The organism is Mumia sp. zg.B53, assembly GCF_019550935.1.
Taxonomy (GTDB): Bacteria; Actinomycetota; Actinomycetes; order Propionibacteriales; family Nocardioidaceae; genus Mumia.
This window is the reverse complement of sequence record NZ_JAHWCK010000001.1, coordinates 1512604-1525935: the sequence shown is the minus strand read 5'-3', so window position 1 is coordinate 1525935 and position 13332 is coordinate 1512604. Positions and strand designations below refer to the sequence as shown.

The 13332-nt window shown below is 71.9% G+C and carries 18 protein-coding genes; 5 read left to right on the top strand and 13 right to left on the bottom strand.

What is annotated here, in order from left to right; all coding sequences use genetic code 11:
* Nucleotides 1-40: 40 nt before the first annotated feature.
* From KV102_RS07325 to pcaH, 7 genes are all read right to left on the bottom strand, one after another.
* On the bottom strand, nucleotides 41-736 hold the full coding sequence (locus tag KV102_RS07325; RefSeq protein ID WP_220345756.1) for a 3-oxoacid CoA-transferase subunit B: 696 nt from the start codon (nucleotides 734-736) through the stop codon (nucleotides 41-43).
* The gene (locus KV102_RS07320; protein WP_220345755.1) at nucleotides 733-1425 is read right to left on the bottom strand and encodes a 3-oxoacid CoA-transferase subunit A; all 693 of its coding nucleotides are present in this window, start codon (nucleotides 1423-1425) and stop codon (nucleotides 733-735) included. Before KV102_RS07320 ends, KV102_RS07325 begins: the two co-directional genes overlap by 4 nt.
* Nucleotides 1425-2612, bottom strand: coding sequence for a thiolase family protein (locus KV102_RS07315; protein WP_220342920.1), 1188 nt, complete (start codon nucleotides 2610-2612; stop codon nucleotides 1425-1427). The genes KV102_RS07320 and KV102_RS07315 overlap by 1 nt, the downstream gene beginning before the upstream one ends.
* Nucleotides 2613-2677: 65 nt before the next feature.
* The gene (gene pcaC / locus KV102_RS07310) at nucleotides 2678-3886 is read right to left on the bottom strand and encodes a 4-carboxymuconolactone decarboxylase (RefSeq protein WP_220345754.1); all 1209 of its coding nucleotides are present in this window, start codon (nucleotides 3884-3886) and stop codon (nucleotides 2678-2680) included.
* A complete protein-coding gene (locus KV102_RS07305; RefSeq protein ID WP_220345753.1) occupies nucleotides 3883-5172 on the bottom strand; it encodes a lyase family protein in 1290 nt (429 codons plus the stop codon). Before KV102_RS07305 ends, pcaC begins: the two co-directional genes overlap by 4 nt.
* A 5-nt stretch (nucleotides 5173-5177) precedes the next feature.
* Entirely contained in the window at nucleotides 5178-5735 is a 558-nt protein-coding gene (gene pcaG, locus KV102_RS07300; protein WP_220342914.1) for a protocatechuate 3,4-dioxygenase subunit alpha, read from the bottom strand.
* Nucleotides 5732-6535, bottom strand: coding sequence for a protocatechuate 3,4-dioxygenase subunit beta (pcaH, locus tag KV102_RS07295; protein ID WP_220345752.1), 804 nt, complete (start codon nucleotides 6533-6535; stop codon nucleotides 5732-5734). The genes pcaG and pcaH overlap by 4 nt, the downstream gene beginning before the upstream one ends.
* 67 nt (nucleotides 6536-6602) lie before the next feature.
* Between pcaH and KV102_RS07290 the strand changes: the two genes are divergently transcribed.
* Both KV102_RS07290 and KV102_RS07285 read left to right on the top strand, forming a co-directional pair.
* Nucleotides 6603-7424: an IclR family transcriptional regulator gene (locus KV102_RS07290; protein ID WP_220342912.1), complete on the top strand. Its 822-nt coding sequence runs from the start codon at nucleotides 6603-6605 to the stop codon at nucleotides 7422-7424.
* Nucleotides 7421-8605: a 4-hydroxybenzoate 3-monooxygenase gene (locus KV102_RS07285; RefSeq protein ID WP_220345751.1), complete on the top strand. Its 1185-nt coding sequence runs from the start codon at nucleotides 7421-7423 to the stop codon at nucleotides 8603-8605. Before KV102_RS07290 ends, KV102_RS07285 begins: the two co-directional genes overlap by 4 nt.
* A 3-nt stretch (nucleotides 8606-8608) precedes the next feature.
* Here the strand turns inward: KV102_RS07285 and soxR are convergent, their stop codons facing one another.
* On the bottom strand, nucleotides 8609-9076 hold the full coding sequence (gene soxR, locus KV102_RS07280; RefSeq protein WP_308289471.1) for a redox-sensitive transcriptional activator SoxR: 468 nt from the start codon (nucleotides 9074-9076) through the stop codon (nucleotides 8609-8611).
* Nucleotides 9077-9130: 54 nt separating this feature from the next.
* Here soxR and KV102_RS07275 point away from each other — a divergent pair, with 54 nt between their 5' ends.
* The 3 genes from KV102_RS07275 to KV102_RS07265 are packed head-to-tail and all read left to right on the top strand — an operon-like array spanning nucleotide 9131 to nucleotide 11078.
* Nucleotides 9131-9877, top strand: a complete 747-nt coding sequence (locus tag KV102_RS07275) for a thiamine pyrophosphate-dependent enzyme (protein WP_220345749.1) — start codon at nucleotides 9131-9133, stop codon at nucleotides 9875-9877.
* Nucleotides 9874-10779, top strand: coding sequence for a transketolase family protein (locus KV102_RS07270; RefSeq protein ID WP_220345748.1), 906 nt, complete (start codon nucleotides 9874-9876; stop codon nucleotides 10777-10779). The genes KV102_RS07275 and KV102_RS07270 overlap by 4 nt, the downstream gene beginning before the upstream one ends.
* Nucleotides 10776-11078 carry a WhiB family transcriptional regulator gene (locus tag KV102_RS07265; protein ID WP_220342902.1) on the top strand — a complete coding sequence of 101 codons (303 nt, stop codon included), beginning with the start codon at nucleotides 10776-10778 and terminating at the stop codon, nucleotides 11076-11078. The genes KV102_RS07270 and KV102_RS07265 overlap by 4 nt, the downstream gene beginning before the upstream one ends.
* Here KV102_RS07265 and KV102_RS07260 read toward each other — a convergent pair.
* Genes KV102_RS07260 through KV102_RS07240 form a run of 5 tightly spaced genes read right to left on the bottom strand, consistent with a single transcriptional unit; the run spans nucleotide 11075 to nucleotide 13324 of the window.
* Nucleotides 11075-11563, bottom strand: a complete 489-nt coding sequence (locus KV102_RS07260) for a VOC family protein (protein WP_220345747.1) — start codon at nucleotides 11561-11563, stop codon at nucleotides 11075-11077. The two genes, KV102_RS07265 and KV102_RS07260, sit on opposite strands and share 4 nt — an antisense overlap.
* Before the next feature lie 34 nt (nucleotides 11564-11597).
* On the bottom strand, nucleotides 11598-12026 hold the full coding sequence (locus KV102_RS07255; RefSeq protein ID WP_220342898.1) for a nuclear transport factor 2 family protein: 429 nt from the start codon (nucleotides 12024-12026) through the stop codon (nucleotides 11598-11600).
* A gap of 11 nt (nucleotides 12027-12037) precedes the next feature.
* Nucleotides 12038-12331 (bottom strand): DUF503 domain-containing protein, encoded by a 294-nt coding sequence (locus tag KV102_RS07250; RefSeq protein ID WP_220342896.1) that lies wholly within the window; start codon nucleotides 12329-12331, stop codon nucleotides 12038-12040.
* A gap of 3 nt (nucleotides 12332-12334) precedes the next feature.
* A complete protein-coding gene (locus tag KV102_RS07245) occupies nucleotides 12335-12850 on the bottom strand; it encodes a universal stress protein (RefSeq protein WP_220342894.1) in 516 nt (171 codons plus the stop codon).
* Nucleotides 12851-12853: 3 nt separating this feature from the next.
* Nucleotides 12854-13324, bottom strand: coding sequence for a GNAT family N-acetyltransferase (locus KV102_RS07240; RefSeq protein WP_220342892.1), 471 nt, complete (start codon nucleotides 13322-13324; stop codon nucleotides 12854-12856).
* Between the last annotated feature and the right edge of the window lie 8 nt (nucleotides 13325-13332).

The following is a 13332-nucleotide window of genomic DNA, read 5'->3' as shown; positions in this document are numbered from 1 at the left end:
GCGGGCACGCTCGCCCCGTGCGTTCCCAGAGGCCCCGGTGTCAGTCCTCCAGCCGGCGGAGCGCCACCGGCAGCCTGTCGCGGAGACCGTCGACGGAGATCCCGTAGGTCGCCCGCACGGTGACGCCGTCGGGTCCCACGTCGACGATGCCGTACTCGGTGTAGACGCGGCTGACGCACGCGAGGCCGGTGACCGGATAGGTCAAGGACTCGACGAGCTTGCTCGACCCGTCCTTGGCGAAGAGCGTCATCATCACGAACACCCGCTTGGCTCCGACGGCCAGGTCCATCGCGCCGCCCACCGCGGGGATCGCGTCCTCCACGCCGGTGTGCCAGTTGGCGAGGTCGCCGCGCTGCGACACCTGGAACGCCCCGAGGACGCACACGTCGAGGTGCCCGCCCCGCATCATCGCGAACGAGTCGGCGTGGTGGAAGTAGGAGGCGCCGGGAAGCTCTGTCACCGGCACCTTGCCCGCGTTGACGAGGTCGGGATCGACGTCCTCGTCCTGCGCCACCGGGCCCATCCCGAGCATCCCGTTCTCCGTGTGGAGGACGATGCCGGAGTCGGGCGTGAGGTGGTCGGCGACATGGGTGGGCCGACCGATGCCGAGGTTGACGTACGACCCGGGAGGGATGTCACCGGCCACCACCCGCGCCAGCTCGTCGCGCGACAGAGGTGCCCGGTCGGGGTGCTCGACGGTCACGTCGGTGCGCTCGCCGACGTCGGGCGCTCTCATGCCACGGCGCCTTCGCGTGCGGCGATCCGCTGCTCGGCGCCGACCGCAACCACCCGGTCGACGAAGATTCCCGGCGTCACCACCGCCTCGGGGTCGATCTCACCGGCCTCGACCACCTCGTCCACCTCGGCCACGGTCGTGGTCGCGGCGGTCGCCATCACCGGGCCGAAGTTGCGGGCCGTCTTGTGGAACACGAGGTTGCCCGCCGTGTCGGCCCGCCGTGCGGAGATGAGGGCGACGTCCCCGCCCAACGGGTACTCGAGGACGTAGTCGCGTCCGCCGATCGAGCGCGTCTCCTTGCCCTCGGCCAGCACCGTGCCGTACGCGGTGGGCGTGAAGAACGCGCCGATCCCGGCGCCCGCGGCACGCATCCGCTCGGCGAGGTTGCCCTGCGGGACGACCTCGAGCTCGATCCTGCCCGTGCGGTAGAGAGCGTCGAAGACGTGCGAGTCGGGCTGGCGCGGGTAGGAGCAGATCATCTTGCGGACCCGCCCGGTGGCGAGCAGCGCCGCAAGTCCCGTCTCGCCGTTGCCGGCGTTGTTGCTCACCACCGTGAGGTCACCCGCGCCCTGGCGGACCAGGGCGTCGATCAGCGAGAACGGCATCCCCGCCGTGCCGAAGCCTCCGACCAGGACCGTCGCGCCGTCCTGGACGTCGGCGACCGCGGCGTCCGCGTCCAGCACCTCCATCAGGAGGCTGCCTGCTCGTTCTCGAGGACGACGGCGAGGCCCTGCCCGACGCCGATGCAGATCGCGGCCACGCCCCAGCGGCGTCCGTTCTCGCGCAGCACGGCGGCGAGCGTGCCGAGGATCCGGCCGCCGGAGGCGCCGAGCGGGTGGCCCAGCGCGACGGCGCCGCCCCACTGGTTGACGAGGTCGGGATCGAGCCCCCACGCGTCGACGCAGGCGAGGCTCTGGACCGCGAAGGCCTCGTTGAGCTCGACAGCGCCGACCTGGTCCCACCCGATGCCGGCGCGGGCGAGAGCCCGGTTGGCCGCCTCCACAGGGGCGTACCCGAAGGCCTGCGGCTCCAGCGCCATCGCCCCGCGGCCCGCGATCCGGGCGAGCGGCTCACGGCCGGTCAGCTCCGCACCCCGCTCGGAGCCGAGGAGGACCGCCGAGGCGCCGTCGCTGAGCGGTGAGGCGTTGCCGGCCGTGATCGTGCCGTCGGGGCGGAAGGACGGCTTGAGCCGCGCCAGCGCCTCGACCGACGAGTCGGGACGTACGCCCTCGTCGCGGGCCAGGTCGGCACCGTCGACGCCGACCACCAGGTCGTCGTAGCGGCCCGCCTCCCACGCGGCGTGCGCGCGCTGGTGCGAGGCTGCTGCGAAGGCGTCCTGACGCTCGCGGGAGATGCCGAACCGCTCCTGCAGCTGCTCGTTGGACTCGCCGAGCGAGACGGTCCACTCCTGGGGCATGCGCGGGTTCACCAGCCGCCAGCCGAGGGTGGTCGAGACCATCTCGGCACTGCCGGCAGGGAATCCGCGGGTCGGCTTGGGCACCACCCAGGGCGCTCTGCTCATCGACTCCACGCCGCCGGTGAGGATCACGTCGGCGTCGCCGCACTCGATCGCGCGCGATGCCGAGATGGCGGCGTCCAGGCTGGAGCCGCACAACCGGTTGACCGTGACACCTGGGACGCTGACCGGCAGGCCGGCGAGCAGGGCCGCCATCCGGCCGACGTTGCGGTTGTCCTCGCCGGCGCCGTTGGCGTTGCCCCACACGACGTCCTCGATGCGCTCGGGGTCGAGGGCGGGCGACCGCTTCAGCGTCGCCGCCACGACCGTGGCCGCGAGGTCGTCGGGGCGTACGCCGGACAACCCGCCGCCGTAGCGGCCGAACGGCGTCCGGACGGCATCCAGCACGTACGCAGGCATCGCACTCCTCAGCAGGACAGGCGTTGTTGTTCGCTTTGCGAACGGAGGTACGTCAGGTGAACAGTTTAGCAGACCTCGTCGTCATCGATCTCCGCGAAGACCTGCTGCATCACGCCGAGCGCGGCGTTCGTGACCGGGACACCGGAATAGACCCCGGTGTGCAGCAGGACCTCGGCGATCTCCTCCCGCGACAACCCGTTGCGCAGGCCCGCACGCACGTGCATCGCCAGCTCCTCGCGATGCCCCAGCGTCGCCAGCAGTGCGAGCGTGATCATCGAGCGGCTGCGGCGGTCGATGACGTCGCGACCCCACACCTCGCCCCACGCGTAGCGGGTGATGAGCTCTTGGAAGGGACGCGTGAGCGCGTCGGTCTTCGCGGTCGCGCGGTCGACGTGCGCGTCGCCCAGCACCGCCCGCCGTACCTCCATGCCGCGGGTCGCCACCTCGTCCCCGATGTGTGCAGGTGATCCAGGAAATGACCCGGTGATTCGGTGGCCAAATGCACGAATCGCGGACGAGACCTCCGCTGGCGCCTCCGCGGGGGCCAGGTGGGCCACGCCCTCAAGAACGATCAGCTCGCCGTCGCGCACCCCGTCGGCGATCTCCCTGAGCTTGTCGGGGGGCGTCGCGACGTCGTGCTCGCCCGCGAGCGCGACCACCGGAGAATCGATCTGGTCGAGCCGGTCGCGCACGTCGAACGCCGCGAGCGCCTCGCAGACCTGCGCGTAGCCCTCGGCGTCGGTCGCCTGCAGCACGTGCAGCAGCGCGGAGCCGACACCTGGCTCGCGCTCGAGGAAGCCGGGCGCGAACCACCGGTCCGCCGACGTGGTCACCATCACCGGCGTCCCGGAGGCGCGTACGGTCGCAGCGCGGTCGTGCCACATCTGGGCGTCACCGATCTGCGCACCCGTGCAGATCAGCACCGCGCCGGTCACCGCCTCCGGCGCGTCGAGCAGGAGCTGCAGCCCGACTGCACCGCCCACGGAGTCGCCGGCGTAGAGGAACCGCACCGCCTCGTCACCCCGGGCCTCGGCCGCACCGGCAGCGAATCCGAGCACTCCCTCGGCCAGCTCGGCGATCGTGAACGGCGACCGCACCGGCCCGTCGACGTGACCGGGGAGGTTCCACCCGACCACGTGGAAGTCGCTCCCGAGCTCCTTGGCCGCCGCCGACCACAACGCCGAGGCGGAGGTGCCGAGCGACGGGCCGACGATGAGGAGGGGGAGCGCCCCGTGACCGGCCAGCTCCTCTCCGGTGATCCGAGGAACCGTCATGCGGAGGCCTCCAGGAACGTACGGGTGCGGACGAGGGTGGCGTCGACGAACAGCTCGGTGGCACCGAGGTAGGAGGATGCACGCGTCCCCACGGGCTCTGTCCCGATGACATCCGGGCCTGATCCCGCGCCGGCGCCGGTCGACCGCCGGACGCCGTCACGCTCGGTGAAGATCCCCTCGCCGGCGGCCTCGAGGGTGGCGCGCATCCGGGCCGCATCGACCCGCAGCCCGGCAAGGAGCTCGCTGGCCTGCTCCGACGCGACCACGGCGCGGCGCGCGAGCGTACGGAGCGTCTCCCACTCGGCGTGCCAGGAACCGTCCGGTCGCTGGTCGCCGGCGAGCGCCGCCGCGGTGTGCAGCGTCGAGGCGAGCGGGGGCGCGGCGAGCGCCGCACGACGCAGCAGGACCGAGAGCACCGGATTCTGCTTGTGGGGCATCGTCGAGGAGCCGCCGCGGCCGTCCTTCGTCGGCTCGGCGAGCTCGGCGATCTCCGGGCGGGCGAGCGTCAGCACGTCGGTCGCGACGTGTCCCCACGCGTCGGTCGCCGTGACGAGGGCATCGCCGGCACGAACGACAGGGGTACGGCGGACGTGCCAAGGCGTCGTCCACGCCAGCCCGAGCGTCGTCGCGGCGGAGCGCGCGAGCGACACGGCCACGGCGGCCGGGTCCGGACGCCCGCGCAGCCGGGCGAGCTCGGTGGTGGCCGCCAGCGTGCCCACCGCCCCGCCGAGCTGCGCCGGTAGGCCGCCCCGCACCCGGTCGATGTCGTGCGCGGCGTCGAGCAACCCCTCGAGCCACCCCGCCGCGACCAGCCCGAACGTCGTCGGGACGGCGTGCTGGGTCAGCGTCCGGCCGACCATCACCGTCCTCCGGTGCGCCTCGACGTGCCCGACGAGTGCGATCGCCTGCTCTCGGAGCTGCGCGGCGATGTGGTCCAGGGCATCGCGGAGCACCAGGACGACCGCCGTGTCCACGACGTCCTGGCTGGTCAGACCCTGGTGGATCCAGGTGGCGTCCGACTCCGCGGCGCCAGGGGGCGCCGCGCGCCGGCGCAGCAGCGCGACCAGACCGATGACGGGGGTGCCGCCGTCCTCGGCACCCGCCGCGAGCTCCGGCAGGTCGTCGGGGCCCACCAGCCCGACGAGGTCCAGGGCCTTCGGAGCGAGGCCGGCGTCGACGAGCGCGTCGAGCCACGCCTGCTCTATCTGCACCGTCGCCGCGAGGACGTGGGCGTCGCCGAGCAGGTCCCCGGCCCGCTCGTCACCGGGCCAGAGCAGATCCGTCATGGGTCTCAGTGTCCCGGAAACTGGAGGAACACGGTCTCATCGTCACCCTGGAGCCGGATGTCGAAGCGAAGCCCTTGCTCGTCCTCGACCGCCAGCAGCGTGGCGCGCCGGTCGTCCTCGACCGACGCCAGCAGCCGGTCGGCGGCGAGGACGGAGGTGTCACCGGGGACGTAGGCCCGCGTGAAGAGCCGGTTCGTGAGTCCGCGCGCGAGGACGGTCACCGCGAAGAAGGCTGCGGCGCCCTCCTCGGTAGGCCCGGGCACGAGGGTCCAGAAGCTGTACGTCCCGTCGCGCCGCGTGGGTGCCCGACCGAACCCGGTGAACGTGGCCCCGTCCCGGCACAACGAGCCCGCCCTCGCCACCACGGCACCGTCCGGCGCGGCCTGCCAGATCTCGACCAGCGCGTCCGAGATCGGCGCGCCCGCACCGTCGTACACGGTCCCGTGCAGCTGCACCGCCCCCGGCGTGCCCGGCGAGACGAGCTCGCGGTCACCGGCGTACGGGAGGGCGAAGTGGAAGAACGGCCCGACGGTCTGTCCGGGGGTGGGCGTCAGGGTGCTCATGCGTCACCTCGATCGCTCGCGTCGTCCTCGGGCTCCATGTAGGTGCGGCTGCTGCCGGTGAGCACGATGTCCCAGCGGTAGCCGAGCGCCCACTCGTGACTCGTCAGGCCGTGGTCGTACGTGGCGACGAGCCGCTCGCGCGCTTTGGCGTCGGTGACGCTCTGGTAGATCGGGTCGAGCGCGAACAGCGGGTCGCCCGGGAAGTACATCTGCGTCACCATCCGCTGGGTGAAGTCGGTGCCGAAGAGCGAGAAGTGGATGTGCGCCGGCCGCCACGCGTTGTGGTGGTTGCGCCACGGGTACGGGCCCGGCTTGATCGTCTGGAAGCGGTAGACGCCGTCGCTGTCGGTCAGGCACCGCCCGACACCGGTGAAGTTGGGGTCCAGGGGCGCCGGGTGCTGGTCGCGCTTGTGGATGTAGCGACCGCCGGCGTTCGCCTGCCAGATCTCCACGAGCTGGTGCCGGACCGGCCGTCCTTCGCCGTCGACCACACGACCGATGACGACCGTACGCTCGCCGATCGGCTCGCCGGTGCTCTGGATCGTCAGGTCGGCCTCGAGCGGGTCGACGTCGCGGGTGCCGAAGCAGGGCGCCCACCGCTCGATCGTCTCGGGGTCGGCGTGGTGCAGGTCCTTGGTGGGGTGGCGCAGCGCGGTGCTGCGGTAGGGCGGGTAGTCGCGGCGAGGCTGCGTCTCCTCGACCCCGGAGCGCTGGTAGGCGGCCTCGATCTCCTCGATCTCGGCCGTGATGTCGGCCTGCGTGGTGGACGTGCTGTCGTCGGAGGGCACGGCTGAGGTCATCCCCGCACGCTAGGTGACCGCGGTCACACGATGAAGACTACGATTCCGTCCAGCGGAAGGAGCGGGCATGGCCGGCAACACCTCGGCACCCGGCGTGACGGTGGCTGCGCGAGTCATGGCGCTGCTCGCCGCGTTCGACGCCGGCCACCGCCGCCTGACGCTGAGCGAGCTGGCGCGGCGCTCCGGCCTGCCCCTGGCGACCGCGCACCGCCTGGTGGGCGAGCTGGTCTCCGCCGGGGCGCTGTCGCGGCGTCCGGACGGCCGGTACGTCGTGGGCCGGCTGATCTGGGACATCGGGCTGCTCGCGCCGGTGGAGGCCGGACTGCGCCAGGTGGCCGAGCCGTTCCTCCACGACATCTACGCCGCCACGCTGGCGACGGTCCACCTCGCGGTGCGCGACGGCGACGAGGCGCTCTACCTCGAGCGGATGCGCGGGCGTACGTCCGTCCCGGTCGTGAGCAGCATCGGCTCGACGCTGCCCCTGCACGCGACCGGGGTGGGCAAGGTCCTGCTGGCGCACGCTCCGGACGACGTCCGCCGCCGGGTCCTCGGCTCGCTCACCCGCGTGACGCCCTACACCGTCACCCAGCCGGGCATCCTCGAGGACGAGCTCGTGCGGGTTCGGCGCGACGGCTACGCGACGACGTACGAGGAGATGTCGCTGGGCGCCTGCTCGGTCGCGGTCCCCGTCCGTCGCAGCGGGTCGGTCGTCGCCGCGATCGGCGTGGTGGTGCCGCACCTCAAGCGCGACCGGTCGCGACTGGTGGCCGCGCTGCAGGTCGCCGCCCAGGGGATCGAGCGGCAGCTCGGGGCCGATCCCGCAGGCATTCCGCCCAGCAGAAGCGGCACATCGACCGACGACCCGCGGCACGCTCCAATGTCCCCATGAGCCCCGTCACCTCGCGGACCCAGGTCGCCATCGTCGGCGCCGGGCCCGCCGGTCTCCTCCTCGCCCACCTGCTCGCGGCGGAGGGTGTCGAGTCGGTCGTGCTGGAGACCCGCAGTCAGGAGTACGTGGCGGCACGGATCCGTGCGGGGATCCTCGAGCAGAGCAGCGTCGACCTCCTGAGCGAGGCCGGTCTGGGCGCGCGGCTCGCGCACGAGGGTGACCGGCACCGCGGGATCTATCTCCAGTTTCCCCACGAGCGCCACCACCTCGACTTCGTGGACCTGGCCGGCCGCAGCGTCTACGTCTACGGGCAGACGGAGGTGCAGAAGGACCTCGTCGACGCCCGTGCCGCCGGTGGTCAGGAGTGGGTGTACGAGATCACCGACACCGCGCTGCACGAGGTCGACAGCGACCGGCCGTCGGTCACCTACCGCGCCGCCGACGGCACGGAGCACCGCCTCGAGGCTGACGCGATCGCCGGCTGCGACGGGTCGTTCGGGCCGAGCCGATCCGCGATCCCCGGCGGCACGACGTGGGAGCGCACCTATCCGTACGCGTGGTTCGGCATCCTCGCCGACGTCGCTCCGTCGACCGACGAGCTCGTCTACGCCTGGCACCCCCACGGTTTTGCGCTGCACTCGATGCGGTCGGACACGGTGAGCCGGCTCTACCTGCAGGTCGAGCCCGGCACCGACCCCGACTCCTGGTCCGACGACCGGATCTGGGACGAGCTGGCGACCCGGCTGGGCCACGGCCAGGACGGGTGGGAGCTGAAGCCGGGCCCGATCACCGACAAGAGCGTGCTGCCGATGCGGTCCTACGTCCACGCCCCGATGAGTCACGGGCGCCTCTTCCTCGCCGGCGACGCGGCGCACATCGTGCCGCCGACCGGGGCCAAGGGACTCAACCTCGCGATCGCCGACGTGGCCCTCCTGGCACCGGCCCTGGCAGCGCTGGTCCGGTCGGGAGACCGCCGCCTCGCCGACGCGTACTCGCAGAGCGCGCTGCGGCGGGTCTGGCGCTGCACGCACTTCTCGTGGTGGATGACGACGATGCTCCATCAGGACGGCGACCCGTTCAGCGCGCAGCTCCAGCTCTCGCAGCTGCGCTGGGTCACGTCCTCGCAGGCGGGCGCGACCGGTCTGGCGGAGAACTACTCGGGGCTCCCGTTCGAGGTGTGAGCCTCACGCCTGCATGGCGTCGGCGGGCTTGTCACCCTCGAGGTAGCGGGGCCCGGGCCCGAGCCGTGCGGCTCGGTCGCCGGGGTTGTTGAGCGCACACGTCTTGAGCGACAGGCACCCGCACCCGATGCAGGAGTCGAGGCTGTCGCGCAGTCTCTCCAGCTCGGCGATGCGGGCATCGAGGCGCGGTCGCCAGGACCGTGAGAGCCGGGTCCAGTCCTTCTTGGTCGGCGTGCGCCCCTCGGGGAGGGTGGCGAGGGCGTCGCGGATCTCGTCCAGCGACAGGCCGATCCGCGACGCAGTCCGGATGAAGGCGATGCGGCGCAGCGCGCTGCGCCCGTAGCGACGCTGGTTGCCGGCCGTCCGCTCGGACTCGATCAGCCCCAGCGACTCGTAGTAGCGCAGTCCTGACGGCGCCACCCCGCTGCGCTCCGAGACCTCGCCGATCGTCAGGTCGGGCTCGCTGATCACCGTGGCTCCTTGCACGCTTGACCTCATGTCGACGTGAAGTCGCACGATACCCGCATGGCCACGACGACCGTCCCCCCACCGATCCACGACCTCCTCGCTCGCATCACCGGTGACGAGAAGCACGACCCGAGCGCGCACTCGACGCTCGACGTCGTCTGGGTGCTCTACGACCAGGTCCTGGACATCGCCCCAGACCGTCTGGACGACCCGACGCGCGACCGGTTCCTCCTGTCGAAGGGGCACGGGCCCGCCTCGACCTACGCCGTCCTCGCTGCCAAGGGATTCATCCCCGTGTCGTGGCTCGACGACGTCGCCTCGTGGGAGTCGCGGTTGGGGCACCACCCGGACCGCACGCTCGTTCCCGGCGTCGAGATCGGCAGCGGCTCGCTCGGTCACGGGCTCCCCCTCGCCGTCGGTCTGGCGCTCGGTCTGCGCGCGCAGCGCAACCCCGCCCGGGTCGTGGTGCTCGTGGGAGACGGCGAGCTGGACGAGGGTTCCAACGCGGAGGCGATCGCGGTCGCGGGGCGCCTGCGGCTCGGTGGACTGACCTGCGTCGTCCTCGACAACCACAGCGACAAGTTCGGCTGGCCGGGCGGGGTCGCCGCGCGCTTCGCGCTGGAGGAGTGGGAGACGGCCGACGTGGACGGGCGCGACCACGCCGCTCTTCGTACGGCGCTGCGACACATCGACCCCGGACGTCCCACCGCAATCGTGGCCCGCACGACCGACGAGTTCTTGGCCCCGGACCGGTCAGAAAACCAGCAAGGCATGGACACCAGGACGAAGGACAGCGCCGCATGACCACCCGTACGCCGATGCGCGAACGCTTCTACTCCGAGCTCGGGCCCCTCCTCGACAGCGATCCACGGGTCGCTGTCGTCCTCGCCGTGATCGGCTCCAGCGGCCTCACCGACGTGAGCGCGCGCCATCCGGACCGCGTGATCGACGTCGGGATCCGCGAGCAGACGATGGTCGGGGTCGCCGGCGGCCTCGCGCTCGCAGGGCTGCGGCCGATCGTCCACACCTACGCCCCGTTCCTGGTGGAACGCGCCTACGAGCAGCTCAAGCTCGACCTGGGACACCAGGACGTCGGAGCGCTCCTGGTCAGCACCGGCGCCTCGTACGACGCCAGCACCGCCGGCCGTACCCACCAGGCGCCCGCCGACGTCGCGCTGATCTCGGCGTTGCCGGGGTGGACCGTGCACGTGCCGGGTCACGCCGAGGAGCTCGCCCGCATGGTCCGCCGTGAGTCGGCCACCGATCAGCGGGTCTACGTGCGGATGTCGTCCGCGCAGAACGCCCGTCCCCACCCGGTCGACGGTCGGCTCCACGTCGTGCGCGGGGGCCGGCACACCCTTCCGCTGGTGGTCGTGGTCGGCCCGCTGCTCGACACCGTCCTCGAGGCCACCCAAGATCTTGCCGTCCGCGTCGCCTACACGTCGACGCCGCATCCCCTCGACGCCCACGGCCTCCGGACGCTCGCCGGGCCGACGCCGGTCGTCGCCATGGTCGAGCCGTACCTCGAGGGCACGAGCGCTGCCGCCGTCGCGGCCGCGCTGGTGGATCGTCCGAGCCGGGTGCTCCACGTCGGTGTCCCGCGCGACTCCGAGCTACGGCGGTACGGGTCACCGAAGGATCACGCTGCCGCGCACGGTCTCGACGCGCCCGGGATCCGTGCCCAGATCAAGGAGCTGGTCGGATGAGCGCCGTCGCCAGGGCCGCCCTCGATGCGCCTGACGTCCCCTGCCGAGTGGCCGGCGCCGACCTCTGGTTCGCCGAGCACGCCGACGAGATCGAGCGCGCCAAGGCGCTCTGTCGCGCGTGTCCGATCCGCGACGCCTGTCTCGCCGCCGCCCTCACCCGCCGGGAGCCGTGGGGCGTCTGGGGCGGCGAGGTCTTCGTCAAGGGCCAGCCGGTCGCGCACAAGCGGGGTCGCGGCCGACCGCCCGCACGGTGCGGACCGAGAGCGGAGCGGAGCCCCCGGCGCCACGACATCCTCTAGTTGTCGCTGCGCTCAGCGTCGGTGCGCTCAGCGTCGGTGGCGAAGTCGTCGCTGCGCTCGCGCTCCGACCTCGCCAGCAGCTCCTCGAAGATCGTGATCTGGAGGCCTGCGGGAGCCTCCAGCCGCGCGTTCAGCGAGCGCCACGGCGTCTCCCGGGGTGAGGCGATCAGCTCGGCTCCCGCCTCGACGAGCCGGGCCGTACGCTCCTCGCCGTCGGCCACCTCGAACGCGACCCGCAGCCGAGAGGTCGTGGGGTGGCCGACCTCGACGTCGTCGATCATGCGTCGTTGGGCAGGGTTCGCGATCTCGAGCGTCGCCCGGCCTGCCTCGAGGATCGTGACCCGGGCGTCCCCGTCACCCTCGTACGCGACCTGCTCGGGGAGGCCGAGAACGTCACGGTAGAACCGGACGGCCTCGTCGTAGTCGTCGGCCTCGACGACGAGCCGCAGCTGCTTCACCGGGTTGTCGGTAGGACGTGCCTCCATGCTGACACCGTAGGCGTTGACACTGATGTGAAGGTCAAGACGCTGCCGGCGCGAACCCTGCCTCGGTCATCGCACGGTTCATCGCGTCTCGCAGCGCGTGCAGGGCCGACTGCGGCCGCACCATCACGGTGAGCTCGGCGACCTTGCCGTCCTCGTCGAGCTGGAGCATGTCGATCCCGTGCAGCGCCTTCCCGTCTACGCTCGCCCGGAAGACGAGGATCTCGGACGGCACTGGCGCGCCCTCGTCGGCGCGCGACCCGGCGCCCTGGAGCTCCCCGACGTATCGGAAGTCCTCGAAGACCGCCATCACCAGGGCGAGCACCTGCTTGACGACCTCCCTGCCCTCGAACGGCGCGAACTTCACAGGGCTGTGGAAGGTGACGTCGGCGGCGAAGACGTCGTCGAACGCGTCCAGGTCGCGAGCCTCGACGGCGGTACGGAAGCGTTGTGCGGCATCGGTCACGGGGGGACTCCTCAGTCCTCGGTGTTGAAGAACGAACGGTGGGTCCCGAGCAGGTCGACCTCAGGACGGCTAGCGACGAACCGCTCGAGCTTGTCGAGCACGGCGATCACGTGCGAGTTGTCGCCGGCGACGACCGCGACCCCGATCGAGGCACGACGATAGAGGTCCTGGTCGTCGGTCTCGGCGACCGACACGTCGAAGGTACGGCGCAGGTCGGAGACCAGCGGGCGCACGAACGCGCGCTTCTCCTTGAGCGTATGGACGTCACCGAGGAGAAGGGAGAACTCGATCGTGCCGACCCACATCTCTCAGGCGTCGTCGGAGAAGCTCGAGTCGAGGACGTTGCGGGCGTCCGGCGACTCGTCACCACCCGAGGGGTTGATGACGACCACGGTGGCCTTCGCGTGACGGACCACCTGCTCGCTCACCGAGCCGAGCAGGAGTCCCTTGAAGCCGCCGAGCCCGCGACGCCCGACGACGACCGTCGAGGCCTTTTCCGAGGCCTCGATGATGCGGGTCGCGGGCTTGCCGTGGACGGCGCACGTGCGCACGTCGACCTCAGGGTATTTGGCGCGGAGTGGCGCAAGGTCGTCGTCGAGCACCTCGACGACCGCCGCGGCGAAGTCCTCCAGGGGCGGCATGTAGCCGGGCTCCCACGTCTTGGGGCGGGGTGCCGTGGTGAGCACCCAGGCACGGGTCACCGTCACCGGCTGACCGGTGAGCCTGCCGTACTCCAGAGCCCACTCAACCGCCTGGTCGGAGAAGTCGGAGCCGTCGTGGCCGACGAGGATCCCACCGTCGAAGTCGATCTCCTTCGTGGTCATGCCTCACGGTATCGCGAGGCGCTCCAGGTCGGTGAGGCGTACTCCCGGGGCGACCTCGCGCTCGGCGACGGGGACGAAGCCGTGGCGGGCGTAGAAGGCCAGCCCTGGAGCGTTCCGACTGCCGGTCGAGACGATCGTGCGGTGGGTCGGTTCGAGCGCGGACAGCACCTCCAGCAGCGACGACGCGACGCCGCGACGATGGGCCGGCGGGTCGACGACGAGCCGGAAGATGTCGATCGTGCCGTCGTCGAGGCGTTCCCACGAGACGGCTCCCACCAGCACGCCCTCGGCGTACGCGCCGAGGAACAGCTCGGAGCTCTCCTGCAGCTCCTCGAGCGTCTCGTGCAGCATCGGCAGCTCCGGGAAGTCGATCAGCGCGGCCTCCACCTCGTACGCCCGTCGTTGGACGGCCAGCAGCTCTGCGGCCGTCTCGGCGTCGGTGACGTCGAGCGGCGCGATGTCGAGGCTCTCCACCTGCCACA